At 71.4% G+C, this 25,543-nt stretch carries 20 protein-coding genes and 4 pseudogenes; 14 read left to right on the top strand and 10 right to left on the bottom strand.

Features of this window, described 5'->3' with window-relative positions; translation table 11 throughout:
* Nucleotides 1-94: 94 nt before the first annotated feature.
* Nucleotides 95-1,822: an aldehyde dehydrogenase family protein gene (locus tag ABZO29_RS06715; RefSeq protein ID WP_367319207.1), complete on the bottom strand. Its 1,728-nt coding sequence runs from the start codon at nt 1,820-1,822 to the stop codon at nt 95-97.
* 387 nt (nt 1,823-2,209) lie between these two features.
* Entirely contained in the window at nt 2,210-4,504 is a 2,295-nt protein-coding gene (locus ABZO29_RS06710) for an FdhF/YdeP family oxidoreductase (protein WP_367319206.1), read from the bottom strand.
* A 160-nt stretch (nt 4,505-4,664) separates the two neighbouring features.
* Here ABZO29_RS06710 and ABZO29_RS06705 point away from each other — a divergent pair, with 160 nt between their 5' ends.
* A complete protein-coding gene (locus ABZO29_RS06705) occupies nt 4,665-5,579 on the top strand; it encodes a LysR family transcriptional regulator (protein ID WP_367319205.1) in 915 nt (304 codons plus the stop codon).
* A gap of 39 nt (nt 5,580-5,618) precedes the next feature.
* Here the strand turns inward: ABZO29_RS06705 and ABZO29_RS06700 are convergent.
* Nucleotides 5,619-6,444 (bottom strand): annotated as a pseudogene (locus ABZO29_RS06700) (Gfo/Idh/MocA family protein); the annotation flags it as partial.
* Here ABZO29_RS06700 and ABZO29_RS06695 point away from each other — a divergent pair.
* A complete protein-coding gene (locus tag ABZO29_RS06695) occupies nt 6,391-6,678 on the top strand; it encodes a substrate-binding domain-containing protein (RefSeq protein WP_367326064.1) in 288 nt (95 codons plus the stop codon). The pseudogene ABZO29_RS06700 and the gene ABZO29_RS06695 overlap by 54 nt on opposite strands.
* 127 nt (nt 6,679-6,805) lie before the next feature.
* Complete coding sequence (locus tag ABZO29_RS06690) at nt 6,806-7,801, top strand: phosphotransferase family protein (protein ID WP_367319204.1); 996 nt, start codon at nt 6,806-6,808, stop codon at nt 7,799-7,801.
* 104 nt (nt 7,802-7,905) lie between these two features.
* Here the strand turns inward: ABZO29_RS06690 and ABZO29_RS06685 are convergent, their stop codons facing one another.
* Complete coding sequence (locus ABZO29_RS06685; protein WP_367319203.1) at nt 7,906-8,508, bottom strand: DinB family protein; 603 nt, start codon at nt 8,506-8,508, stop codon at nt 7,906-7,908.
* 117 nt (nt 8,509-8,625) lie between these two features.
* Between ABZO29_RS06685 and polX the strand changes: the two genes are divergently transcribed.
* On the top strand, nt 8,626-10,371 hold the full coding sequence (polX, locus tag ABZO29_RS06680) for a DNA polymerase/3'-5' exonuclease PolX (RefSeq protein ID WP_367319202.1): 1,746 nt from the start codon (nt 8,626-8,628) through the stop codon (nt 10,369-10,371).
* 82 nt (nt 10,372-10,453) lie between these two features.
* The gene (locus ABZO29_RS06675) at nt 10,454-10,879 is read left to right on the top strand and encodes a CBS domain-containing protein (protein WP_367319201.1); all 426 of its coding nucleotides are present in this window, start codon (nt 10,454-10,456) and stop codon (nt 10,877-10,879) included.
* A 21-nt stretch (nt 10,880-10,900) separates the two neighbouring features.
* Here the strand turns inward: ABZO29_RS06675 and ABZO29_RS06670 are convergent, their stop codons facing one another.
* Nucleotides 10,901-11,353 (bottom strand): YbhB/YbcL family Raf kinase inhibitor-like protein, encoded by a 453-nt coding sequence (locus tag ABZO29_RS06670; protein WP_367319200.1) that lies wholly within the window; start codon nt 11,351-11,353, stop codon nt 10,901-10,903.
* A 105-nt stretch (nt 11,354-11,458) separates the two neighbouring features.
* On the opposite strand from ABZO29_RS06670, the pseudogene ABZO29_RS06665 reads away from it, so the two are divergent.
* A pseudogene (locus tag ABZO29_RS06665) lies at nt 11,459-12,019 on the top strand (RICIN domain-containing protein); the annotation flags it as partial.
* Nucleotides 12,020-12,217: 198 nt separating this feature from the next.
* Nucleotides 12,218-12,907, top strand: a pseudogene (locus ABZO29_RS06660) (pectate lyase); the annotation flags it as partial.
* A gap of 10 nt (nt 12,908-12,917) precedes the next feature.
* Here the strand turns inward: ABZO29_RS06660 and ABZO29_RS06655 are convergent.
* Complete coding sequence (locus ABZO29_RS06655) at nt 12,918-13,919, bottom strand: helix-turn-helix domain-containing protein (protein WP_367319199.1); 1,002 nt, start codon at nt 13,917-13,919, stop codon at nt 12,918-12,920.
* 97 nt (nt 13,920-14,016) lie between these two features.
* The gene (locus tag ABZO29_RS06650; RefSeq protein ID WP_367319198.1) at nt 14,017-14,988 is read right to left on the bottom strand and encodes an alpha/beta hydrolase; all 972 of its coding nucleotides are present in this window, start codon (nt 14,986-14,988) and stop codon (nt 14,017-14,019) included.
* A gap of 239 nt (nt 14,989-15,227) precedes the next feature.
* Here ABZO29_RS06650 and ABZO29_RS06645 point away from each other — a divergent pair.
* Nucleotides 15,228-15,370, top strand: a pseudogene (locus ABZO29_RS06645) (TerC family protein); the annotation flags it as partial.
* 88 nt (nt 15,371-15,458) lie between these two features.
* Here the strand turns inward: ABZO29_RS06645 and ABZO29_RS06640 are convergent.
* Nucleotides 15,459-16,466 (bottom strand): FkbM family methyltransferase, encoded by a 1,008-nt coding sequence (locus ABZO29_RS06640; RefSeq protein WP_367319197.1) that lies wholly within the window; start codon nt 16,464-16,466, stop codon nt 15,459-15,461.
* Between the two features lie 931 nt (nt 16,467-17,397).
* Between ABZO29_RS06640 and ABZO29_RS06635 the strand changes: the two genes are divergently transcribed.
* Complete coding sequence (locus ABZO29_RS06635) at nt 17,398-18,279, top strand: LLM class F420-dependent oxidoreductase (RefSeq protein WP_367319196.1); 882 nt, start codon at nt 17,398-17,400, stop codon at nt 18,277-18,279.
* Nucleotides 18,280-18,363: 84 nt separating this feature from the next.
* Here the strand turns inward: ABZO29_RS06635 and ABZO29_RS06630 are convergent, their stop codons facing one another.
* On the bottom strand, nt 18,364-18,924 hold the full coding sequence (locus tag ABZO29_RS06630) for an NAD(P)H-dependent oxidoreductase (RefSeq protein ID WP_367319195.1): 561 nt from the start codon (nt 18,922-18,924) through the stop codon (nt 18,364-18,366).
* A 100-nt stretch (nt 18,925-19,024) separates the two neighbouring features.
* Between ABZO29_RS06630 and ABZO29_RS06625 the strand changes: the two genes are divergently transcribed.
* From ABZO29_RS06625 to ABZO29_RS06610, 4 genes are all read left to right on the top strand, one after another.
* Nucleotides 19,025-19,705: a TetR/AcrR family transcriptional regulator gene (locus tag ABZO29_RS06625; protein ID WP_367319194.1), complete on the top strand. Its 681-nt coding sequence runs from the start codon at nt 19,025-19,027 to the stop codon at nt 19,703-19,705.
* 158 nt (nt 19,706-19,863) lie between these two features.
* The gene (locus ABZO29_RS06620) at nt 19,864-20,895 is read left to right on the top strand and encodes a LacI family DNA-binding transcriptional regulator (protein WP_367326063.1); all 1,032 of its coding nucleotides are present in this window, start codon (nt 19,864-19,866) and stop codon (nt 20,893-20,895) included.
* A 13-nt stretch (nt 20,896-20,908) separates the two neighbouring features.
* The gene (locus ABZO29_RS06615; RefSeq protein WP_367319193.1) at nt 20,909-22,081 is read left to right on the top strand and encodes a 4-hydroxybenzoate 3-monooxygenase; all 1,173 of its coding nucleotides are present in this window, start codon (nt 20,909-20,911) and stop codon (nt 22,079-22,081) included.
* Between the two features lie 29 nt (nt 22,082-22,110).
* Complete coding sequence (locus ABZO29_RS06610; protein WP_367319192.1) at nt 22,111-23,547, top strand: benzaldehyde dehydrogenase; 1,437 nt, start codon at nt 22,111-22,113, stop codon at nt 23,545-23,547.
* Nucleotides 23,548-23,575: 28 nt separating this feature from the next.
* On the opposite strand, the gene trxA is transcribed toward ABZO29_RS06610, so the two are convergent.
* Nucleotides 23,576-23,956 carry a thioredoxin gene (trxA, locus tag ABZO29_RS06605; protein WP_367319191.1) on the bottom strand — a complete coding sequence of 127 codons (381 nt, stop codon included), beginning with the start codon at nt 23,954-23,956 and terminating at the stop codon, nt 23,576-23,578.
* 146 nt (nt 23,957-24,102) lie between these two features.
* On the opposite strand from trxA, the gene ABZO29_RS06600 reads away from it, so the two are divergent.
* Entirely contained in the window at nt 24,103-25,536 is a 1,434-nt protein-coding gene (locus tag ABZO29_RS06600; protein WP_367319190.1) for an NAD(P)/FAD-dependent oxidoreductase, read from the top strand.
* Nucleotides 25,537-25,543 lie beyond the last annotated feature (7 nt).

The raw sequence follows: 25,543 nt of genomic DNA, 5'->3' as shown, positions 1-25,543 counted from the left end.
CGAGCGTCATCCACTTCTCCGGCTTCGCCAGCGATGTGAACCCCGCCTTGGTGCAGACCTCATCAGGTACGGCCCGGGAGCGCTGGGCGCCCGCTCAGGCATCGACCAGATCAGCCGCGAGGTCGGCATCCGAGGCCGCGCACCAGTCCGGCACGCCGGTCAGGGCGGGGTCCGGGCCCGTTGCCACGACGTGCTGCCAGGACCGCGCCACCTGGAAGCGCCCGGTGATGAAGTGGGCGCCGGCCGCGGGGAGGTCAGCGATGGCTGAGGAAGGGTCGGCCGGGAGCTCGTCGCTGAGGTTCTGCACCAGATGGACACCGGCATCCAGTGACGCGGCTTCCGCGGCCGCCAGCACCAGCGGATCCGTGGAGTGGACCGCGGCGAACAGTGCTCCCTGGGCGTGCACCGTCCGCCGGAACAACGCCAGACTGTGCGAGGTGGAGTCGGTGCCCACGAGGAACGCGACCGGGCCCGGCCATCCCCGGGCGTAGACCTGCTCGTCCCGCGCGGCCAGCCGCACCAGCAGTGGGCTGCGCAGATCAGCGCCGGGATGGTCGGGGTGGCGCACCCGCTGGGAAGGGTGCAGGACCTTTCCGTACCGCGCGGCCTGCGCCAGTCCCGCGCGCACTTCGTCGTCGGCGACCGCACCCAGCAGCCGCGCCGCGCGTGCCGGATGTCCGAGCAGTCGGTCCAGGGTTTCACACAGGTCGGCGCCGAGGTCCTGGAGACTCTTGGGCCCCTCGTCGGTGGCGATGTCCGTCGCCGGCACCATGATGTTCTGCGGGGTGGTGCGGACTGTGCCACTGCTCAAGCAGAGGGAACGGGCGAGGCCCCGTACCAGGCCCCGGTAGTCCTCGGTGGAGTCCACGAGCACGGTGTTCGGTCCGGTCCGGCCCGCGAACACAGCCGCCTGGCGGGCGTGTCGCTCCAACCAGCCGACGAAGCGGGCGGGGCCGGTGAAGTCGACGATCCGCACCGCCGGGTCCGTCGCCAGTCTCTGGTGGAGGCGCTCTTCGCTCTGCGCCACCGCCAGCGTCACGATGTCCGGATCGTGGCCGGCCTCCGTCAGTACCTCACGGGCGATGCGCACGGTGATCGCCAGGGGGAGCACGGCTCTCGGATGGGGTGCCACGATCACGGGGTTGCCGGTCACCAGGCTGGCGAACATACCCGGATACCCGTTCCACAAGGGGTAGTCGGGGCAGCCGATGAGCAGCGACACCCCGCGCGGCACCAGGGTGGAGGTGCCCCGGATGGCCAGTGGCTGCCTTCGGCGGCGGGGGCTTTCCGCCCGAAGGTCCTCAGGTATGCGCGCGCACTCGGCGAAGGCGTGGGCCACGCTCTCCAGTGCGCGGTCCTGTGCGCGGGGCCCGGCGGCGCGGAACGCGGCCTCGAGCGGCAGACCGGTGGTGTGGTGCACAGCCAGGGCCAGCTCGTGGCTGCGGGTGTTCAGCCTGCGCAGTATCTCGACGGCCACTCCTGCGCGCTGGTGGAGTCCGGCGGCACGCCAGCCGGCCGTGGCCCGCGCGGCCGCCGCCACCACGGCCGCCGGATCGCAGCGCGGGTAGCCGACGTTCATGGCAATGCCGTAGGGGGAGGACTCGGTGACCACCCAGCCCGACTGGCCGGGCTGGTCGAGGTCGAAGGGGCGCCCCAGCAGCGAGCTGAAGACCTTTGCCGCCGTCCGGACCGATCTCATGCCCGCGTCGGCGGCTTCCTGACCGGTCGACTGCGTGAAGGGCCTGCGGCAATCACCGGCCGCCACAGCCCGGGTGACCTCCTGCAGCAGCTCCAGGTGCCGCTCGTACGGACCAAGGTGCATGGGCTCAGCCTCTCCGATGCCGCGGACCCTGACTGGCTGTCTGCCTGTCTGACAGGTTCCCGAGCCGATACTCCGGGTGGGGGCGGGGTGGTGTCAAGGGTGACGTGAAAAGAAAAATTCACGGGGTGCGAGACCTGAAAACGGCCGTATGCGACTGTCCTGCCTCGGTGGAACCCGACAGGTGCCGTGGTCCTCGCAGGCCCGGGGCTCCTTCGCGCGTACCGGAGCCCGGCAGGTCAACGGCAGGCCGGACCCGTACGACACCGAGGACAACCGCGCCCGACGGCGCCGCTGCCGGCAGCTCGCCGGGGGACTCGGCTCCCGGCCCGAAACGGTGGCCCTGGCTGGGCCATCCACCACCCCGAGGCCCGTGAGTCGCCCTGTCTGTCAGTCCGTCCGCGGGACGCGCTCCAGACGGACGATCACGCTCTTCGAGGTCGGGGTGTTGCTGATGTCCGCGACGCTGTCGAGTGGCACCAGGACATTGGTTTCCGGGTAGTACGCGGCGGCCGAACCCGGGGGAGTGGGGTAGCCGACGACACGGAAACCCTCCGCGCGGCGCTCCGAGCCGTCGGACCAGACGCTGACCAGATCGACGAGTGCGCCGTCCGCGAGACCGAGGCCGGCCAGGTCTGACGGGTTCACGAGGACTACGCGCCGGCCACCCTTGATGCCCCGGTATCGGTCGTCCATCGCGTAGGGGATCGTGTTCCACTGGTCGTGCGAGCGCAGTGTCTGCAGGACCAGATGGCCCTTGGGCGCCTCGAGCATCGTGAAGTCGTTGACGCTGAAGACGGCCTTCCCGCCGGGCGTGCGGAACACCCTTTCGTTGACCGGGTTGAGCAGGCGGAAACCGCCGGGGCGCCGTGCCCGTTCGTTGAAGTCCTCGAAACCCTCGACGACTTGGGCGATATGGTCGCGGATGACGTCGTAGTCGGCCTCGAAGTCCTCCCAGGGAATGTCCGGTTCGGACCCCAGGACCCTGCGGGCCAGACGGCTGACGATGGACACCTCGCTCAGCAGGTGCGCGGACGCCGGGGCCAGCCGGCCGCGCGTGGCATGGACCTCGCTCATGGAGTCCTCGACCGTCATGAACTGCTCCCCGCCCGCCTGGACGTCACGGTCGCTGCGGCCGAGCGTGGGCAGGATCAGCGCGATGCGTCCGCACACCGCGTGGGAGCGGTTGAGCTTGGTCGAAATATGCGCGGTCAGACGGCAGTTGCGCATGGCGCGCTCGGTGACGTCGCTGTCGGGCGTGGCCCGGACGAAGTTGCCCGCGACGCCGAGGAAGACCTTGGCCCGTCCGTCGAGCATGGCCCGGATCGAATCGACGGAGTCCAGGCCGTGCGTGGTCGGCGCGGTGAAGCGGAACTCGCGTCCCAGCCGGTCGAGGAACGCCTGCGGCATGCGTTCCCAGATGCCCATGGTGCGGTCGCCCTGGACGTTGCTGTGCCCGCGGACCGGGCACACGCCCGCACCCGGGCGGCCGACGTTTCCGCGCAGCAGGAGGAAGTTGACGACTTCCCTGATGGTGGGCACGCCGTGCTTGTGCTGGGTCAGGCCCATGGCCCAGCAGACGATGACGCTGCGGCTTTCCAGGACACGTGCGTGGACCTGCTCGATCTCGTCGCGGCTCAGGCCGGTGGCCTGCAGGACGTCGTCCCACGACGTACGGCGGATGTGGTCGGCGAAGGCGTCGTAGCCGGTGGTGTGCGCCGCGATGAACTCCCGGTCCAGGACCGTGCCCGGTTCCTTGTCCTCCGCCTCGATCAGCAGCAGGTTCAGCGCCTGGAACAGGGCGAGGTCGCCGCCGGGACGTATCTGCAGGAACTGGTCGGCGATGTCCGTGCCGCGGCCGATGATGCCGCGCGCCTTCTGGGGATGCTTGAAGCGCAGCAGCCCGGCCTCGGGCAGCGGATTGACGGCGACGACCCGGCCGCCGCGGCGCTTGGTCTCCTCCAGCGCGGACAGCATGCGCGGATGGTTGGTGCCGGGGTTCTGCCCGACGACGAAGACGAGATCGGCGTCGTACAGGTCGTCGAGGCTGACGCTGCCCTTGCCGATGCCCAGCGTCTCGTTGAGTGCGGAGCCGCTGGACTCGTGGCACATGTTGGAGCAGTCCGGCAGGTTGTTGGTGCCGAAGGCCCGCGCGAACAACTGGAGCAGGAAGGCGGGCTCATTGGCCAGCCGCCCCGAGGTGTAGAACAGCGCCTCGTCCGGGTGGTCGAGGGCGCGCAGTTCGCCGGCGAGCAGGTCCAGCGCCTCGTCCCAGCCGATCGGCTCGTAGTGGTCCGCACCCTCGCGCAGCACCATCGGCTCGGTCAGCCGGCCCTGCTGGTTGAGCCAGTAGTCGGACTTCCGGCTCAGTTCGTCCACCGAGTACCGCTGGAAGAAGTCGGCGGTCACCCGCCGCGAGGTGGCCTCGTCGCTGATGTGCTTCGCGCCGTTCTCGCAGTACTCGTTGCGGTGCCGCTTGCCCGGCGCGGGCTCGGGCCAGGCACAGCCCGGGCAGTCGAAGCCCTTCGCCTGGTTGATGTTGAGCAGGGTCAGCGCGGTGCGCTTCGGCGAGGTCTGACTCAGCGCGTACTGCAGCGCGTGCACGACCCCGGGCGCGCCGGTGGCCCACGTCCTGGGAGCCGTCACGGACAGCTTGCCCTCATCCGGTTCGTCGAAGTCCCGCATCGAGCGTCACGCCCTCTCTGCCCATTGGCCCCCACACTGTTCGTCAGCGTGTCGGGCCAGGTCAAAGCGGTAGTTCCTATCGCGTGATCGGCGGCACCGATCACAGCGGCGGGACCGGCGACCGGTGCCGTACGACCGGGAGCGGGTGGATCATTGGGATGTGCTGCTCCGCCAACTCGAGTACCTCGTCGCCCTCGCCCGCGCCCGTCACTTCGCGAAGGCGGCACAGGCCTGCTACGTCTCCCAGCCGGCCCTGTCCGAGGGGATCCGGAAACTGGAGGAAGAGCTCGGCATCCCCCTCGTCCAGCGCGGGCGCAGGTTCGACGGGCTCACTCCGGAGGGCGAGCGAGTCGTCCTGTGGGCGCAGCGCATCCTCGCCGACCGCGACGCGATGCAAGGCGAGATCCAGGCGCTGCGCGTGGGGCTGAGCGGCAGGCTGCGCATCGGGACCGTCCCGACCGCTTCCACGGCCGTCGCGCTGCTGACCCAGCCGTTCTGCGCCGCGAACCCGCTGGCGACCGTCCAGGTGTTCGCCGACCTGCGGGCCGAGGACATCGTGAACAGACTCCGGTCGTACGAACTCGACGCCGCCGTCACCTACCACAGCTCCGTCGTGGCACACGACTTCAGGTTCGTGCCGCTGTACCAGGAACGCTATGTCCTTCTGACCCGGCGGTCCGCCCCCGAAGCCGGCCCCGCCGAGATCTCCTGGGAGGAGGCGGCCCAGTACCCCCTGTGCCTGCTGCACCCCATGATGCAGGGGCGCCAGGTCCTCGACGCGGTGTTCGAGGCGGTGGGCGTCTCCGTGACCCCGCGCGTGGAGACCGACTCCATTGCCTCCCTGTTCGCGCAGGTCCGCGCCGGTCAATGGGCGAGCGTCGTGCCGCACGCCTGGCTGCATGTCTTCGGCGTCCCCGCGGGTATGCACGCCGTTCCCCTGGTCCGCCCCGTCCGCACGGAGCGCATCGGCCTGGTGCTCCCGGCCCGGGAACCCGTCTCGGTGATCGGACAGGCGCTCATCGACGTCGCAGACCGGGCCGGTGTCGCGGCGGCGCTGGACCGGCTGCCTGATTAGGGCAGCTGTGCCCCTGCCCGGTGCCTCGACGCGATGGTCAGCGGGCCGTCCGTAGAACGCGGGCCGGGGTTTCATGGCGGTGGCCACGATGCCGCCCGACTGCCTCGCCTCGACGGTGGCGTTGGAGATGACCTCGCCGCGTAGCCGTCCCAGGCCGACGGGCCGGTGGGCTCGTTGCCCTCCGCGAGGTTCGCGATCCACTCACGGAACTCGGTGTCGAAGGCATCCACGAAGCGGCCCACCCAGTCCGTGAGCACCGTCGTGCTGTGCCGTCCCACCGTGCGCACGCCGACCGAGGAGGATCGGGCAGCCGCACGACGCCCTCCTCGCAGACTGCCTCGCACGGGATGTCGTAGCCGTACTGGCAGTTGACGAACACCTCCAGATCGATACGGACACCCTTGGCGGTCTCGTAGAGCATGATCTGGGGATCCTTCAGGTGGGGGTACCGCCGGCTCGTGGAGCGCGGCACGACCACCTGGGCGGAGACGATCTCGTCGTCGAGCAGCCGGCGCAGTACGTCGATCTCGTGCACCGCCGTGTCGAGGGCGGCCATGTCGGTGGTGCACGACTCGGGGACGCTCGGGTTGCGGTGGGCGCAGTGCGCCGCCAGCGGCTCGCCGATGCGGCCGGAGTCGATGACCTGCTTCATCTGCCGGTAACCGCTGTTGTAGCGGTGCATGAAGCCGACCTGGACGAGGCGCCGGCCGTGCGCCGTCTCGGCCTCGACGATCCTGAGGCGGTCCTCGGCGGTGGTGGCGAGCGGCTTCTCGCAGAAGACCGGTTGGCCGGCGGTGATGGCGTTCAGTACATGTTCCGCGTGCGTGGGTCCCCAGGAGGTGACGAGCACCGCGTCGACGTCGTCCCCGCCCGCGCCGGAGTCGCCGTGCCGGGGCGGGTCTCCGTGGCCGGCTACGACGACACGCTCTCCCGGCTGAGCGTCTTCAACCTGACCACCGTCAGCCAGAGCGCCCGGGAACAGGCCCAGCATGCGGTGACCGCCGCCCTCGAACGCCTCGACGAGGGCCGTACCGAGCCCCGCGAGGTCGTTCTCACCCCGTGTCTGATCGTCCGGGGAACCACGGCCGAGCCGGTCTGACGCGCGGCCCGCCAATGTGGTTGAGGTGTGACTCCACCGGGGTCGACAATGGGAGCGCTCCCAAGAGCCCCGAGCGTGCTTACTGTCAGCCAGCGTTCCCGCCATCCGAGCGAAAGCGAGCCGCCGTATGCAGAGCCTGACCAAGCGCCGTCTGTCCGCCGCCGAGCTGGACGCCCTGCTGCGCCGGTCGACGGGCTTCGGATGCCACCTCGAGGCCGAACTGACCGACGGCTGGTTCAACACCGCCTACCGAGTCCGGCTCGAGGACGGCCGCGCGGCCGTGGTGAAGCTCGCGCCGCCCGACGACGCTCCGGTACTGCGATACGAGCGCGGCATCATGGCGACCGAGGCCATGGTCTACCGGCGTCTCGCGCCCCTGGCCGGCAACGGGATACCGACTCCCGAGCTGCTGCACGCGGGCGAGGGATTCCTTGCCGTCTCCGTCCTGGAGGGCACCCCCTGGGACAAGGTGGCCGACGGCCTTCCCCGCACCACCCGGACGGCTCTGCGCCGCGAGCTGGGCGCGATCACCGCACGGCTGCACACGCTGGCTCCCGAGGACGGCCGGTTCGGCTATCCGGCCCCCGAGTCCGCGCTGTCCGCCGCCGACTGGCGAACCGCGTTCAGCGCCATGGTGGATGCCCTGCTGGACGATGCCGAGCGCTGGCAATCCCCGCTCGGTGTGCCGAGCGCCGACATACGCGCCCTGGTGGCCGAGGGCGGATACGCCCTCGGCGAGATCACCGTGCCGCGGCTGATCCACTTCGACCTCTGGCCCGGCAACATCTTCGTCCACGTCCCCGACGGGGACGGCTCGGACGCCCGGATCACCGGCATCATCGACCACGAGCGGGCGTTCTGGGGCGACCCGGCCGCCGAACTGGTCTCCCTCGGCTTCGGCGGCGACACCGGGCCGGACAGCGACCTCGTCGCCGGCTACGTCCGGGCCGGCGGCCTCCTCGACTTCAGCCCCGCCCTCCGTCACCGCCTGGCCCTCTACGGCCTCTACCTGGGCCTGATGCTCGTAGTGGAGTGCGGTCCCCGCGGATACGGCGCGGACCACCTCGCCTTCTGCCGCAGCACCCTGAACGACCGCATCGTGGAGCTGCGCGCATTGGGGTAGTCGGGCGGCGATTCGCCGGGTTCCTGGTGCGGCAGGAGTGCGGCGAGGACCTCGCCCCGGCCTCTGAACTCGACCGGTCCGACATGTAGTTGGGCGAACAGTTCTCACACGCCCCGTGCCGTGCCGGACGCCTGCCTGGCCGCTTGCTCCAGCCTGCTTCGATAGGACTCCCACCAGGCCGGGTCGTCCGACGGCACGCTGGTGTTGTTCTTGTTCATCCCCACGGCCCCGTCGACGAGTTCGCGGAGGATGTCCGCGTGCCCGGCGTGCCGGTGCGTGTCGGCGATCACGCGCACGACGGCGTGATGCAGCGTCACCTCGTTGTCGTCGGGGCGCCACCACGGCACCCTGCCGACCGTGTCCAGCGCCAGCGCGTCGATCGTCGCGTCGGCGTGCTCCCATGCCCGGCGGTACAGCGCGGCGATCTGCTCGCGCGACTCGTCGGCCGTGGCCCACATGTCCGCGTTGGGTTCGGCGTCGGGCGCGAGCCAGGGCAGCGGCACGCCGGACGGCCGGCCGAAGGTGTCGCCGAGGTAGCCGAGTTCGACACCGGCCGCATGCTTGACCAGGCCCAGGAGGTTGGTCCCGGTCGGCGTCATCGGGCGGCGGATGTCGTACTCGGACAGCCCTTCGAGCTTCCACAACAGGGCGTCGCGGGCGGACTGCAGATAGAAGTGGAGATCGGCCTTGGCATCGGATGCGGTCATGGGGCCAGTCTGCCGTCGCCGCGATCTTCGGGCACCGCTTTATCCGGGTACCGTCTTCGTCCGCCGACGGCCCTGCACACCGGGCGGCCGGCGAGGTCGTCGCCCTACCCTGGAGATGTGGCTCGGTCCAACGACGAGGTCGCCGCCGTGTTCCAGGAGTACGCGGATCTGATCTCGATCACCGGAGGAGACGCGTTCAGGGCACGTGTCTACGAAAAGGCTGCCCGCGCGATCGGCGGCTACCACGCAGACGTCGCCACACTCGACGCCAAGGGGCTGCAGGAGATCCCCAATGTCGGCAAGTCGATCGCCGAGAAGGTCCTGGAGTACTTCCGCACCGGCAGCGTGTCCGCGGTCGACGAGCTCCGGTCGAGAATCCCCGCCGGGGTGCGTCGGCTGACGGCCATCCCCACGCTCGGCCCGCGCAAGGCTCTGATGCTCTACGAGGAGCTGGGCATCTCCTCGATCGACGAGCTGGCCGAGGCCATCCGAGCCGAGCGGCTGCGCGATCTGAAGGGGTTCGGCCCGAAGACGGAGCAGAACATCCTCCACGGCATCGGCCTCCTGCAGGCCTCCGGCGACCGCGTCCTGCTCGACGTCGCCATGGACCTCGCCGAGCGCATCGTCTCCGAGCTGACCACGGTGACCGGCTGCCGGCGGTGCGCGTACGCCGGGTCGCTGCGTCGCTTCCGCGAGACGATCGGCGACATCGACGTCCTCACGGCGGCCGAGGACTCGGGACCGCTCATGCGGGCGTTCACCGACCTGCCGTACGTCACGGAGGTCGTCGCGCGGGGCGAGACCAAGACCTCCGTCCGTACCACCGAGGGCCTGGCGGTCGATCTGCGGGTCGTACCGCCGGACTCCTGGGGAGCGGCGCTGCAGTATTTCACCGGCTCGAAGGCGCACAACATCCGCACCCGCGAGCTGGCCGTGCACAAGGGGTTCAAGCTCTCCGAGTACGGCCTGTTCGACGTCGAGAGCGGCGAGAAGCTGGTGTCCGAGACCGAGGAGGAGGTGTACGCCCGTCTCGGCCTGCCGTGGATCCCGCCGCCGCTGCGCGAGGACCGCGGGGAGATCGAGGCCGGGCTGCGCGGCGAGCTGCCCGAGCTGGTGGGGGAGACGGACATCCGGGGCGACCTGCACACGCACACCGACCTCACCGACGGCCTCGCCCCGCTGGAGGAGATGGTTCAGGCGGCCGCCGAGCGCGGATACGCGTACTACGCGGTCACCGATCACGGGCCGAACCTGTACATGCAGCGGATGACGGACGAGCGGATGCTGGCACAGCGCGAGCGCGTACGGAAACTCGACGGCACGTACGGCAAGCGAGGCAAACGCGGCGGCATGCGCCTGCTGCACGGCGCGGAACTGAACATCGACCCGGACGGGGACGTGGACTGGCCCGAGGAGTTCCTGGACGGCTTCGACCTGTGCGTGGCCTCCGTGCACTCCCACTTCAACCAGCAACGCGAGGCGATGACCCGCCGCGTCGTACGGGCCTGCGAGAACCCGTACGTCAACATCATCGGCCACCCCACCACCCGGCTGATCGGCAAGCGGCCGGGCGTCGACGCCGACCTCGACGCGATCCTCGCCGCCTGCGCGCGTACCGGCACCGCCCTGGAGGTCAACGCCCATCCGGACCGGCTCGACCTGCGCGACGAGGACATTCTGCGGGCGAGGCGGCACGGCGTGAAGTTCGCGATCGACAGCGATGCCCACGCCACGCCCCACCTGGCCGGCATGCGCTACGGCGTGGGGACGGCCCAGCGCGGCTGGCTCACCAGGGAGGACGTGATCAACACCTGGCCGGAGACACGTCTGCGGCGATTCCTGCGCAAGGGGCGGAAGGCATGAGGGCGGAAGGCATGAGGGCGGAAGGCATGACGAAAGCGCTCCTGCTCCGATGCGACGCGGCCGATACGGGTACCCGGGTCACATGAACCGGCTGATACGTGACGTGATGTCGCCCGGCGCGGACGCCGTGGAGCCCATGACCACGCTGGCGCGCGCCGCCGGCATCATGCGTGAGCACGACATCGGGGACGTCCTGGTGGCGTACGACTGCGATCTGTTCGGCGTGCTCACCGACCGTGACATCGTGGTGCGGGCCGTCGCGGAGGGCCTCGACCCGCACACCACGACGGCCGGTTCGGTGTGTACGCGTCCCCCGATGGTGACGCTGGCGCCGGACGACACGACCGACCATGCGGTGGAGCTGATGCGGCGGCACGCCGTGCGTCGGCTCCCGGTCGTCGAGCGTGGCGGCTGCCCGATCGGCATGGTGAGCCTGGGCGACCTGGCCACCACGGAGGACCCGCACTCCGCGCTGGCGGACATCAGCAACTCCGCCCCGAATCACTGACCGGGCAGACTCGCGCGCCCCTCAGCGCTTGTAGAGCCCCACGAGGGTGCCGCTGGCGATCTGCCGTTCCTCCACCACCCTGTGCACCTGCTCCGCGCTCGGGGCGTCGGGCAGGACGCAGGGTTCCGAGAGGGCGTAGAGGCGGAAGACGTAGTGGTGCGCCTCGTCTCCCGGCGGTGGATGCGGTCCGCCCCAGCCAGGTCTGCCGAAACCGTTGACGAGTTCGGTGCCGCCGGGCGGGCGCTCACCCGGATCGACGCCGTCGCTGTGCGGATCGATACCGACCACGACCCAGTGCGTGAAGGTGCCCGAGGGCGCGTCGGGGTCCTCGCACAGCAGAACCAGTTCGGCCGCGTCGTCCGGGGCGCCGCTCCACGTCAGCGGAGGGGAGACGTTCTCTCCCTCCAGCGCGTAGCGGCGCGCGATGAACGATTGATCGTTGAACGCGCTGCTCTTGAGATCGATGTCAGTCATGTGCCCCGGGGTACCCCTCGTGGCGCCTGACATGCGGCTGGGCCGGGGTGCCGATCGCACGCGTGCCACGGCAACCTTCGGACGGCCGATGGCGACTCAGGGGCGATGGGGGCTTCCCGACCCTCCCGAACCCCGAACGAGAGTCACCGCATGAGCTCCAGAGCGACCCTGCGCAGGCAGCACCGCAAGAGAACCGACCGCCGCCGCAATCTGCTGATCGGCGCCCTGTCCACCACCCTGGTCGGCGGCGCCGTCGTCGGTGGAGTGCTGATGACCGCGTCCGCCTCGGGACCGAGTGCGGGCACCTACCGGCTGGTGAACGCCGCGGACGGCACCTGTCTCGACGTGCCGTCCGCGAGCACGGCGACCGGTGTGCAGCTCGAGCAGGCGGGCTGCGCCGACTTGGCCCAGCAGACCTGGCAACTCACCGCGGTCGACGGCGGGTTCACGGTGAAGGCCGCGCCCAGTGGACTGTGCGTGGGAGTGAAGGACGACTCCGCGTCGGCCGGCAAGGCCGTGCAGCAGCAGAGCTGCGACGGCGGTGCCGCGCAGGTCTGGAAGGCGAGCGCGGTGGGGGAGACGTATCACCTGGTCAACTCCCGCAGCGGCAAGTGCCTGAACGTCAAGGCCGGGCGCGTGCAGCAGAACTCCTGCGACAAGGCGAGCAGCAAGAGCTGGACCCTGGAAGCGGTGAGCGGCGCCACCCCGTCGGCCGGGTCCACGCCGGCGTCGGCGACGAAGGCGCCCGCGTCGCCGTCGGCCTCCCCGTCCGTCTCGGCTTCGGCTTCGGCCTCGGTCTCGGCGAGCGCGAGCGCCAAGGCGCCGGCGTCCGCGAAGGCCACGTCGTCGACCGGCACCGGTTTCGCCGCCTGGCCCACTGCGGCCGGGGAGAAGGCGGTGGCCACCACCATCGCGGTCTCCGGCAGCTACGACGGCGGCCTCAAGCGCTTCTACGGTTCCGGCGCCCTCGGCAGCGGCAGCCAGGACGAGGACCAGGGTCCGCTCTTCGAACTCGCCGACGGGGCGACGCTGAAGAACGTCGTCCTCGGTTCGCCGGCCGCGGACGGGGTGCACTGCCTGGGCAGCTGCACCCTGCAGAACGTGTGGTGGGAGGACGTCGGCGAGGACGCGGCGACCTTCAAGGGCAAGTCGTCGTCGGCGACGTACCTCGTGGACGGCGGCGGGGCACGGAAGGCGGACGACAAGGTCTTCCAGCACAACGGCGCGGGAACCCTGACCATCAGGAACTTCCAGGTCGCCGACTTCGGCAAGCTCTACCGTTCCTGCGGCAACTGCAGGACGCAGTACGAACGCCATGTCGTGATCAGCAACGTGAAGGTGACCGCCCCCGGCAAGGCCATCGCCGGAATCAACTCCAACTACGGTGACACGGCCACCCTTTCGGGCGTGAGGATCGTGGGCGACAACGGCGAGAGGATCGACGTCTGCGTGCGCTTCCAGGGCAACAGCACGGGAGCCGAGCCGAGCGAGGCCGGCAGTGGACCGGACGGTGTGTTCTGCCGGTACAGCACGTCCGACATCACCTACGGCTGACGGCCGGTGGTTACGGGCGGGCCAACCGGCGCATCATCAGGGCCAGTTGGAGCCTGAGTCGGCCCTGCGGGGTGCGCACCGGCCAGCCGAGCAGGTGCTCGGCGTGGGCCAGCCGGTCCTGGAGCGTGGAGTGGTGCACGTTGACCTCGGCGGCGGCCGCGCGCAGGCTCGCCGTCGAGGCGACGGCGTGCAGCGTGACGAGCAGCCAGGGCACGGCTCCGGCCGCCGCCTCCAGGGCGCGTACGTCGGGCGGCGGCTCCGCGCCCGGTGCCACGAGGTCGGCGAGGAGGGCTATGCCGCCCAGCTCGTCCGCGTACACCACACTCTGGCCGGGGTCCTGCGCGGTGTCGTCCGCCGTGAACCGCAGCGCGGTGCGGGCGGCGGCCCAGGAGCGGGGCAGGTCGGGCACGGGAACGGCGGGGCCGACGCCGACCCTGCCGTGGGGCAGGCCCGCGTGGGGGCGGTCGTCCGCGTCCCCCGGGACGAGCCGGGGCCGCCCGTCCAGCGGGGCCAGAGCGCGGGCCCGGCCCCCGGGGTCCAGGCCGAGGCGCCGGGCCGCGTGCAGCCGGGCCGTCTGCGGAGCGGTGGCGTCGAGGGCCGTCTCGACCAGCGCGGGATCGTCGAGCGGCGCCCGCCCCCGCGTACGGTCCAGCACGAGCCGTACGGCACCGGCGGCCCGCTCCAGGATCACCGCGTCGACCACGCTGGGCTCCGGTTCCGCCCGCTCGAGCCACAGGGCCGGAACCCCGCCCGGCGTCAGCGCCGCGCACGGCCACGCGGCTTCCGGCGGACCGTCCGCGTCCCGGCGCGTGCCGTCCGCCTCGACCCGGACACGCACCTGCCGTTCCGCGTCGACGAGCCGCGCAGGCACCCCGGCGAGCACGGCGGCCCCGCGCACCAGCGCCTCCACCCCGGCCCGCGACTCGGCGAGGCGATCGAAGTACGCGATCACCCGCACGGCGGCCCCGGCATCGGGATCCAGGGCGGTCAGGCGTCCGGCCAGCTCTTTCATACGGACATGGTGCGGCATGGGAGGGCGGTACGAGGAGATCGGTGCGGGAGGAGCCGGTTGCCGAGGGCCCGCGGGCGGCACCCCGGGGACTCCCGGCTCAGCCCAACAGCCTCCGCAGCCAGTCCAGGTGGGCTGCCTGGGCCGAGTGGGAGAGGGCGGCCTGGGGTGCGAAGCCGTCGAAGCCGTGGAAGCCGCCCGGCCACACGTGCAGTTCGGCCACGCCGCCGGCCTGCCAGATCCTCGACGCGTAGGAGACGACCTCGTCCCGGAAGGTCTCCGCGGAGCCGACGTCGAGGAAGGCCGGGGGCAGGCCGGACAGGTCCTCGGCGCGGGCGGGGGCCGCGTAGGGGGAGACGTCCGGGCCGCCGCGCCGGTCGCCGAGCAGGGCCGACCACCCGGTGTCGTTGGCCGTGCGGTCCCATATGCCGAGGCCCGCCATCTGGTGGGACGAGAAGGTGTCGTTGCGGTCGTCCAGCATGGGGCACAGCAGCATCTGCCCGATCGGCTGCGGCCCCTTGCGGTCGCGCAGCAGGAGCGCGAGCGCCGCGGTGAGCCCGCCGCCCGCGCTGGCTCCCGCGAGGACGATCCGCTCGGGATCGCCGCCGATCTCCTTGGCGTGCTCCACCGTCCACAGCAGGCCGGTGTACACGTCGTCGATCGGCGCCGGATGCGGATTCTCGGGCGCGAGCCGGTACTCCACGGAGACCACGACCGCGCCCAGCTCCTTCGCCCATGCCAGCGGCGCGTCCACGCCCACCCGGTTGTTGCCGATGACCATGCCGCCGCCGTGCGTGTGGTAGATCACGGGCAGCGGACCCGCATCGGCCGGAGCGGCGGGCCGGCAGATGAGCAGTGAGATCTCGGGCGCGCCCTCGGGCCCCGGCACCGTCCGGTCCTCGACGTCGAAGAAACCGTCCAGGGTCAGGTCCAGGTCCGCCAGCAGCGCGATCCCCGGCCCCTGGCGGACGAGGTCGATCTCGTCCGGGGTCATTCCGGGCGAGATCACGTCCTTGATCAGTTCCAGTGCGGCGGCGAGTTCGGGGTCGAACGGGGGCGGGACCGAGGTCATGGCTTCTCCTCACGAAGGAAGGCGGCGGCTCGTACGGCCATGATTCGCGCACCGGTGGCGACCCGGGGGCCGCCGTCCGGCGGAAGCTCCCCGCCAACCGGCGGGTGGCGGCCCACCGCCCCGCCCCCGCCCGTCCCGCCATACCAGGCCATGACCTTATGTTCACCAGCTGTCGGGGGAAATCCGTCCTGCGCCCGATGACGATGTCCATCCCCCCACAGGCACCAGGAGTAACACCCGTGAACGTCTCCCTCACGGTCTGGCTGCTGACCGTCGCGGCCTCTTCGCGCTCGTCGCCGTCGACTTCGTCATAGGCCGCAAGCCGCACGAAGTCTCGCTGAGGGACGCCGGGACCTGGACGATCGTCTGGGTGGTCCTGGCAGGACGACGGTCACCGGCCTGACGGCCGCGAGGAAGCAGGAGCGGGAGACGGCGGAGAGCGGGGCGCTGTAGAGGGTGCCGGTGGGTGGTCAGCCCGTCGTCGGGGCCGCGTCCGCGCGCATCATGACGCAGTCGAACTCGATCACCCTCCCCGTGTGCGCCTCACGCGTCACCGGATACATGCCCGTGATCCCGAAGCCGCCTGCCTCGTACGCGGCGATCGCCTCGCTCATCCGCGGGCTGCCCTCGTACAGCTGTAGCAGGGCGACCTCGGACTGCAGGCCCACGAAGTCCTTGATGCGGTCCCCGGCACCGGCGAAGACCTCCAGGTCGTAGCCCTGGGTGTCCATCTTCAGGAAGGGGCGCGGCTCGGTGAGGCCGTCGAGCGCCTTGTCCATCAGCCCGTCGAGCCGGCGGATCTGGATCTCCTCCGTCTCGGACGTGGCGAAGCGGCCGTACCGGTCCTTGCCGTAGTCGCTGGGCGGCAGGAGCGAGTTCATCGTGTTCCAGCCCGTGTGGATGGTGGTGGCCGTGTCCTCGCGGCCCAGGCCGTACTGGAGGACCCACCAGTCCGGGTCGTTCTCGGCGGCCTTCTCGAGCTTGGCGAAGTGCTCGGCGGTGGGCTCGAAGGAGACGATCCGGCCCCGGTAGCCGAGCCGGCGCAGCCGCCGGGCGTACTGTCCGGTGTTGGCCCCCACGTCGAAGACGCAGTTCACGCCGTAGAGGTCCAGCATGCCGACCACGTGGTGGGTGCCCAGGAACTCGGAGGCCGCCAGCTGCAGCTTGCGTTCGTCGGTCAGGGCCGAGCGGTCGAGGAGGAGGTGCGCGCCGCTGTTGCCGAGCCGGACGGACGTGGTCTCCGTGGCGCCCTGCTCGGGTTCCGTACGGGATGAGCGGCGCCGGACCACCCAGGTGTCGTCGCCGACGCCGTTCACCGCCCACCGCTCGTCCTTCGCCAGCACGTCGGTGCCCGGTCCCAGCGGAATCCGGACCCGTTTCCCGCGCCGCGAGACCACCGCGGTCCCGGGTCCGAGGTCGGTCACCTGCAGGCCGAGCCGGGGCATCACTTTGAGCAGTCGTCGGTAGAGGGTCTCCATCGGCCCACCCTTTCAGACATGGAGGGGAGGCGGTCCAGGGCTTCAACGATTTTCGCCGCCTGGGAGAAGGCTTTTACCTGCCTGTGACGCGGGGGACCAACGAAACGGGCGGGACGGCGCGCGGAAGGTGCCTCGGCGCATGCGCGGCTGTGCCTTGTTGCCCGTGCTTTTTCGCTCCCTCCGACCGCGAGAGGGGCTGGCGGCGAAGTTGTCGTGACCGTGCTGTCGCGTTGCACGCCGGCCTGGCGCGCTCGGCTGGCGTGGGCCGTCCTCGGGCTGGCCCCTGGGGCCGCGCGTCGCGGTCGGCTTTCGCGCTCGGTGCGCGCGCCGGCGGGCGGGGCGGCGTGGGGAAGGTGCTTGGGCGCCTGCGGGGCTGTGCCTTGCTGCTGCGCTTTTTTCGGTCTTGCCGACCGCTACAGGGGTGCGCGGCGGAGCTGTCGTGACCGTGCTGTTGCGCGCGATGTCGCTGCACGGCGGCCTGGCGCGCTCGGCTGGCGTGGGCCGTCCTCGGGCTGGCCCCTGGGGCCGCGCGTCGCGGTCGGCTTTCGCGCTCGGTGCGCGCGCCGGCGGGCGGGGCGGCCTGGGGAAGGTGCTTGGGCGCCTGCGCGGTTGTGTCTTGCTGCCCGTTCTCCATTCGGTCTTTCCCACCGCCGAAGCGGCGCGCGACGTAACTACTGCGACCGCGACCGTGACCCGCAACGCGCGCACGTCGGTGCGCCGCCCCGACGCCGGAGCGGGCGGGACCGTGTGCGGAAGGTGCCTCGCGCACACGCTGCCGTGCCACCCTGCCCGCACGCCCGTCGTGCGGACGGGCTCGCGCCGCCGGGCCTCGTGGGCTTGGTGCTCGGCTCCGGATCGGCCTTGACTTCGAGAGTGCTCGAAGGTCTAGCGTCGCCAGGGTCGGTGACGGTGCGGGTGGACGGAGACGGGCATGCGGGTGGGAGTGCACATCAACCGGTTCGAGCACTCGGGCGGAGGGCCCGCGATCGGCGCCGAACTCGCCGCTGCCGGCGCCGCGGCCGAGGCGGCGGGTGTGAGCTGGCTGTCGGTGATGGACCACTACTTCCAGATGGAGTTCAACGGCGGCGCCGAGGCCCCCATGCTGGAGGCCTACACGACCCTGGCCTACCTGGCCGGTCACACCTCCACGGTCCGGCTGGGCGCGCTGGTGACCGGTGTGACGTACCGCCCCCCGGGCCTGCTGGCCAAGATCGCCACCACGCTGGACGTGGTGTCCGGGGGCCGGGCCACACTCGGCATCGGGGCGGCCTGGTACGACCGTGAGCACACGGGGCTCGGCGTGCCGTTCCCGCCGCTCGCGGAGCGCTTCGAGCGGCTGGAGGAGACCCTGCGCGTCTGTCTGCAGATGTGGGACCCGGAGACGAACGGCCCGTTCGAGGGGAAGCACTACCGGCTCGCCGAGACCCTGTGCGTCCCGGCGCCGGTCAGCGCACCGCACCCGGAGATCATGATCGGCGGCGGAGGCGAGAAGAAGACCCTCCGGCTGGTCGCCCGGTACGGCGACGCCTGCAACCTGATCCCCTCCTCACCCGAGGAACTGCGGCACAAGCTCGACGTGCTGCGAGGACACTGCGACACGGAAGGCCGCGACTACGACGCGATCCGCAAGACGATCGCCTACACCGGCGAGCCGGCGACCGAGGGCGACATGGACGCCTTCCTGCGGGACATCAGCGGCTACACGAAGCTCGGCATCGACACGGTGATCCTCGCCCCGCGCCTGGGAGAGACCGCCGTCTGGATCGAGCGCTTCGTGGCACCGGCCGTGCAGCGGCTCGCCGACCTCGACTGACACGCACACGGCTCCGCGTATGCCGAAGGGGGGCCGGAAACATCTCCGGCCCCCCTCGAAACAACCCGGCGAAACAACCCGGGATCAGGCAGCAGCCTCGCCCGCGTTGCCGTGCAGGCTCGCGACGACCTCGGTCAGCTGCGCGGCCACCTCGGCGTCGTCGGCCGGGTGGGTCTCGGCGAAGCGGACCACGGAGCCGGGGATGGAGAGCTTGACGTCCTCGAGCACCTTGGCGCCGGCGATACCCAGGGACTTGCGGGTCTCGTCCTGCGCCCAGACGCCGCCGAACTGGCCGAACGCGGTGCCGACCACGGCGGCCGGCTTGCCGCCGAAGGCGCCGGCGCCGTACGGGCGGGACAGCCAGTCGATGGCGTTCTTCAGGACCGCCGGGATGGTGCCGTTGTACTCGGGAGAGAAGAGGAGGAAGGCGTCGGCGGCCTGCGCGGCCTCACGCAGCTTGGCCGCGGCGGCCGGGACGCTGCCCTCGACGTCGATGTCCTCGTTGTAGAAGGGAATCTCGGCCAGGCCGTCGAAGAGCACCACGTCGGCGCCCTCGGGAGCGTGCTTGACGGCCGCCTCGGCGAGCTGGCGGTTGTGCGAACCGGCGCGAAGGCTGCCGACGAGCGCGAGGATGCGAACAGACATGGGGTACTCCAAGGGGGCTGAAACATTGCCGTTACGAACCGGACCGAGGTCCGATTAGTTTCTAGCATCCCAAACGGACCGTGGTCCAGTTTTCTTCCCGGTGCTTTACGCTGTCTTCATGTCCAGCGCCCTGCCGCCCTTCCCGAAGCCCCAGGAGCCCGTCGACACGCCTCAGTTGCTGGAGGTCGGCCCGGCCCCCGATGAGCCGTGCCTGCGTGCCGACGCGGCCCGCAACCGCGCCCGGCTGCTGGAGGCCGCCGCACGTCTGATCGCGGAGCACGGGGTGACGGGGGTCACGATGGAGGCGGTGGCCGCGGCGGCGCAGGTGGGCAAGGGGACGGTTTTCCGCCGTTTCGGCGACCGCACCGGGCTGCTGATGGCGCTGCTCGACCACTCGTCGAGGAAGCTGCAGGCCGATTTCCTCGGCGGGCCGCCTCCGCTGGGCCCGGGCGCGCCGCCGGTCGAGCGGCTGCGGGCGTTCGGTGTGGCGGTGCTGTACCGCTCGGCCGAGCAGCTGGATCTGCAACTGGCCGCCCAGCCGGAGCCGACCCGACGGTTCTCCCACCCCTCGCTCGGCGCGCTCCGCACGCACGTCGTGATGCTGCTGCGGCAGATCGTGCCGGACGCCGACTGCGACCTCCTGTCCCAGACGCTGATGGCATATCTCGACCCCGCCCTGATCAACCACCTGACCAGGCAGTGCGGGATGCCCATGGAGCGGCTGGAGGCCGGCTGGATCGACCTCGTCGCCCGCGTGACCCGTACGGATCCGCCCGGCTGACCGGGTGAGCCGCGAGGGCCGGGCCAGTTCGGCGATGCCTTCCCTGGTCAGGGCAGGCATCGCCGGTGTTCGCGGCCGCTGCGCGGGCCGTCGGGGGCGGGCTGTCGCGCCAACTCGGCTTTGCCCCGCCCGAAATCCAGGCCGGCGCTTCTGCCAAGATGCGGTACGTCATGGTGCAGATACCGAAAACGCCCGCGCCCCGCGCCGTCCCCACGAGCGCCGACGTGGCCCGCCTGGCCGGCGTCTCGCGCGCGACCGTCTCCTATGTCCTCAACAACACGAGCGCCGTCCGTATCAGTGAGCCCACGCGCCGCCGTGTCCACGAGGCGGCGAAGGAACTCGGATACGTGCCGCACGCGGCCGCCCGCAGTCTGCGCGCCGGGCACAGCCGGATGGTCCTGATGCCCGCCCCGCAGATACCGGCCGGTCCGCTCTACAGTCAGTTCGTGCACGACTTCCAGCAGGCGCTCAGCCGCCTGGACTACACCGTCGTGCAGTACGGCGCCATCGGCCTGCACGGCGACGAGGCCGCCCTGGCCTGGGCCGAGCTGCGGCCCGTCGCCGTCCTGGTGCCGGGTCCCGGCATCGGCCCCCAGGGCGTGGCCGTGCTCAAACGCTCCGGTGCCCGGGCCGTGGTGACGCTCGGCTCCGAGCGCGTCGAGGGCACCCACGCGCTGCTCATGGACCACGAGGGCGTCGGCAGAAGCGCGGCCGAGCACCTGTACGCCCGCGGCCGGCGGCGCGTCGGCGTCGTCGTCCCCGAGGACCCCGGCCTGGACCGGTTCGCCCAGCCACGCCTCGCCGGCGTGCGCGGTGCCCTGCACGGCACGGACGCCGACGTGAGAGAACTGCCCCTGGCCTACACGGAGGAGTCCGCGGCCGCCCTCGCGGCCCGCTGGCGGGACCTCGGCCTCGACGCGGTGTTCGCGTACAACGACGAGTACGCGATGCTCCTGATGCGCGCCCTGCAGGACGAGGGCATCCTCATTCCCGAGGACACGGCAGTGATCGGCGCCGACGACCTGATGCTCGGCCGGCTGCTGCGCCCCAGGCTCAGCACCGTCCACATCGAGCTGCCGTCCGGCCGCGATCTCGCCGAACTGGTCGACCGCGCGGTGCGAAGTCCCGGCGCCGCGCCCGAGTCCCACGAACTCTTCGGAGCCACGGTGGTGCACCGCGACTCCAGCTGACGGGAGGCACTCCATGCGCACGTCGGTCGGCATCATCGGCGGCGGCCCGGCCGGACTGCTCCTCGCCCGGCTGCTGCACCGGGCGGGCATCGACTGTGTCGTCCTGGAGGGCAGGACACGGGAGTACGTCGAACACCGCCAGCGCGCCGGAATGCTGGAGCAGGGCACGGTCGACGCGTTGCACGAGGCCGGCGCCGCCGACCGCCTCGACGCCGAGGGCCTGGTTCACCAGGGCATCGAGCTGCGTTTCGACCGCGAACGGCATCACATCGACTTTCCGTCCCTCACCGGCGGCCGCACCGTCACGATCTACGCCCAGACCGAGATCGTGAAGGACCTCGTGGCCCTCCAACTGGCCGACGGACCACCGCTGTTGTTCGAGGCGGAGGCGTTCGCGGTCGAGAAGCCGGAGAGCGAGGCGCCCCTCGTACGCTTCCTGCACGAGGGCCGCGAGCAGACCCTGAGCTGTGACTGGGTCGTCGGCTGCGACGGCTTCCACGGCATCGCGCGCGACGCGTTCCCCGCGGCGACGAGCCGGACGTACGAGCACGACTACCCGTACTCCTGGCTCGGCATCCTGGCCGAAGTCCCGCCGTCCTGCGAGGAGTTGATCTACGCACGGCATGAGCGCGGCTTCGCCCTGCACAGCATGCGCTCGCCGAGCGTGTCCCGGCTCTACCTCCAGGTTCCCAACGGCACCGACCCCGCGGACTGGCCCGACGACCGCATCTGGGACGAACTCGCCGCCCGCTTCGCCATCGACGCCGACTGGACCCTGGGCCGCGGTCCGATCACCGCCAAGTCCGTGACGCCGATGCGGAGTTACGTCCACGAGCCGATGCGCCACGGCCGGCTCCTGCTCGCCGGGGACGCCGCCCACATCGTCCCGCCGACGGGTGCCAAGGGGCTCAATCTCGCCGTGTCCGACGTACGGGTCCTGGCCCGCGCCCTGACCGAGCTGTATCGCACGGGATCCGGACAACTCGTCGACAGGTATTCGGAGGCGTGCCTGGAACGCGTGTGGCAGGCCACACGCTTCTCGTACGACATGACTAGGATGTTGCACGCTCAACCAAATGGGGACGCCTTCGACCACCGGTTGCAGCTCGCGCGCCTGCGCCGGATCACCGCGTCCCGCCACGCGGCCGCCGAACTGGCCGCGAACTACTCGGGACTCCCACTTTGAGTCCCGCCGGTGACGAACGGAGAGCCGCCATGCCGTTGCTCGACCCCAAGACCTGGCAGTCCCACCCCCTGACGGGACCCGAGTACGCCGTCACCGAGCCCGCCACCGGCGACGCGCTCGGCTCGGTCACCCTCGCGTCCGCCGAGGACGTCGGTACGGCCGCCGAGGCCGCCCGTGCCGCCCAGACCGAGTGGGCGCGCCTGCCCCACTTCGTGCGCGCCGGGGTCCTGCGCAAGGCGGGAGACCTGTTCTCGGCGCACGCCGAGGAACTGCGCGAGTGGATCGTCCGCGAGTCCGGCTCCATTCCCGGCAAGGCCGAGTTCGAGCTGCACGTCGCCGCCCAGGAGTGCTACGAGGCCGCCGCCCTCGCCTCCCGCCCGGCCGGCCACATCCTGCCCAGCGAGGCCCCGCGTCTGTCGTACACGCGGCGCGTCCCCGTCGGCGCGGTGGGTGTGATCTCCCCGTTCAACGCGCCGCTGATCCTGTCGATCCGTTCCGTCGCCCCGGCCCTCGCGCTGGGCAACGCGGTGGTGCTGAAGCCGGACCCGCGCACCGCGGTCTGCGGTGGACTGTCCCTTGCCGCGATCTTCGCGGAGGCGGGCCTGCCCGAGGGCCTGCTGCACGTGCTGCCCGGCGGGCCGGAGGTGGGTCAGGCGCTGGTCGCGGACCCGCGGGTGCCGGTGATCTCCTTCACCGGGTCCACGGCCGCGGGGCGGTCGGTCGGCGAGGCGGCCGGCCGCCTTCTCAAGCGGGTCCACCTCGAACTCGGCGGCAACTCCGCCCTGGTCGTCCTCGAGGACGCCGACCTCGACGCGGTGATCTCCACGGCCGCCTGGGGCTCGTTCTTCCACCAGGGCCAGATCTGCATGACGACCGGCCGCCACCTCGTCCACCAGTCCCTCTACGAGGAGTACGTCGAGCGCCTCGCCGCCAAGGCCGACTCCCTCGCCGTCGGCGACCCGCACCGCGCGCAGGTCCACCTCGGCCCGCTCATCGACGGCGCCCAACTGGCCAAGGTGCACGGACTGGTGGAGGCGAGTACCGCCCACGGAGCCAAACTGGCGGCGGGCGGTACCCACGAGGACCTCTTCTACCGGCCGACCGTCCTCGCCGGCGCCGACGACCGGACCCCCGCCTACGCGGAGGAGGTCTTCGGGCCGGTCGCACCCGTACGGTCCTTCGCCACCGCCGACGAGGCGGCGGCCCTGGCCGCGCAGAGCTCCTACGGCCTCTCCCTCGGCATCGTCACCCGTGACACCGCCCGCGGCCTCGACCTGGCCGAGCGCATCCCGACCGGCATCGTCCACATCAACGACCAGACGGTGAACGACGAGGCCGTGGCACCCTTCGGCGGCATCGCCGCCTCGGGCACGGGAGCCCGCTTCGGCGGCGAGTCCAACCTGGAGGCGTTCACCGACCTGCGCTGGACGACGGTTCGCGGGGACGTGGCGGCGTACCCCTTCTAGGGAATCACCGGCCGTCGGTTTCCAGGGACTACTGACCGTCGGTCTTGGACTCCTGCTCCGCGATCGACTTGCGGACCTCGTCCATGTCCAGCTTCCGGGCCTGCCCGATGACGTCCGCGAGGGCGGCCTCGGGCAGGGCGCCCGGCTGGGCGAAGATCGCGACCTGGTCGCGGACGATCATCAGTGTCGGGATCGACTGGATGCCGAAGGCCGCGGCCAGCTCCGGCTGGGCCTCCGTGTCGATCTTGCCGAACACCAGGTCGGGGTTGTCCTGTGCGGCCTTCTCGTAGACCGGCGCGAACTGACGGCACGGCCCGCACCAGGACGCCCAGAAGTCGATCAGGACGAACTCGTTGTCCGTGACCGTCTCGTCGAAGTTCTCCTTGGTGAGCTCCACGGTGCTGCTCATGGCGTGCATCCCTCTTCCTGGTGTGGGGTCGAAGCCGTCGGCACAACACGGCCGGCTCGCCTCGTATTCCGTACGTCCCCGGCGGTCGCGTTTCCCGCGCGCGTACCCATGTGGCCCCACCGCACACCACCCACCAGACTGACCCCATGACGGAAACGGAAACCATCGCGTACGACGTCGTGGTGCTCGGGGCCGGACCCGTGGGGGAGAACGTCGCCGACCGCACCCGTGCGGCCGGTCTCTCCACCGCGGTCGTGGAGAGCGAACTGGTCGGCGGCGAGTGCTCGTACTGGGCCTGCATCCCCAGCAAGGCCCTGCTGCGGCCGGTCATCGCCCGCGCGGACGCGCGCCGCGTGCCCGGCCTGAGCCAGTCGGTGCAGGGGCCTCTCGACGCCGCCGCGGTCCTCGCGCACCGCAACTACTACACCTCCGACTGGAAGGACGACGGCGCGGCCCAGTGGCTGGAGAGCATCGACGCCGACCTCTACCGCGGCCACGGCCGACTGACCGGCGCGCGCACGGTGACCGTCACCGGCCAGGGCGGCGAGCGGCACGTCCTCACCGCGCGGTACGCCGTCGCCGTCTGCACCGGCAGTGACGCCGTGCTGCCCGACCTGCCCGGCCTTGCCGACGTCAAGCCGTGGACCAGCCGGAACGCGACGAGCGCGCAGGCCGCGCCCGGCCGTCTCGTCGTGGTCGGCGGGGGAGTGGTCGCCACCGAGATGGCCACCGCCTGGCAGGCCCTCGGCTCCCAGGTCACCGTCCTCGTCCGCGGCAAGGGCCTGCTGAACCGTATGGAGCCCTTCGCGGGGGAACTGGTCGCCGAGGCCCTCACCGAGGCGGGCGCGGACGTCCGCACCGGCACGTCGGTCGAGTCGTTGGCGCGTGAGCACGGCACGGTCGTGGTGATCACCGACCAGGGGGACCGCATCGAGGCCGACGAGATCCTCTTCGCCACGGGCCGCACCCCGCGCACCGGCGACATCGGCCTGGACACCGTGGGACTGGAGCCCGGCTCGTGGCTGACCGTCGACGACAGCCTGCGCGTGACCGGCACCGACTGGCTCTACGCGGTCGGCGACGTCAACCATCGCGCCCTCCTCACCCATCAAGGCAAGTACCAGGCCCGCATCGCGGGCGCCGCGATCGCCGCGCGCGCCTCCGGCGTGCCGATCCCGGAGCAGCCGGACCCCTGGGGCGCCCACGCCGCCACCGCCGACCACCACGCCGTCCCCCAGGTCGTCTTCACCGACCCGGAGGCCGCGGCCGTCGGCCTCTCCCTCGCGGAGGCGGAACGGGCCGGGTACCGGGTACGGGCCGTGGACGTCGAGATGTCCTCGGCGTCCGGCGCGGGCCTGTACGCCGACGGCTACCGCGGCCGCGCCCGCATGGTCGTGGACCTCGAGAAGGAGATCCTGCGCGGAGTCACCTTCGTCGGCCCCGGCGTCGGCGAACTCATCCACTCGGCGACGATCGCGGTCGCCGGCCAGGTCCCGGTCAGCCGCCTGTGGCACGCGGTCCCGTCGTTCCCGACGATCAGCGAGGTGTGGCTGCGGCTGCTGGAGGCGTACCGGGGCTAGCGAGTCC

The sequence above is a fragment of the Streptomyces sp. HUAS ZL42 genome, assembly GCF_040782645.1.
Lineage (GTDB): Bacteria > Actinomycetota > Actinomycetes > Streptomycetales > Streptomycetaceae > Streptomyces.
This window is presented reverse-complemented; position numbering and strand designations above follow the sequence as displayed.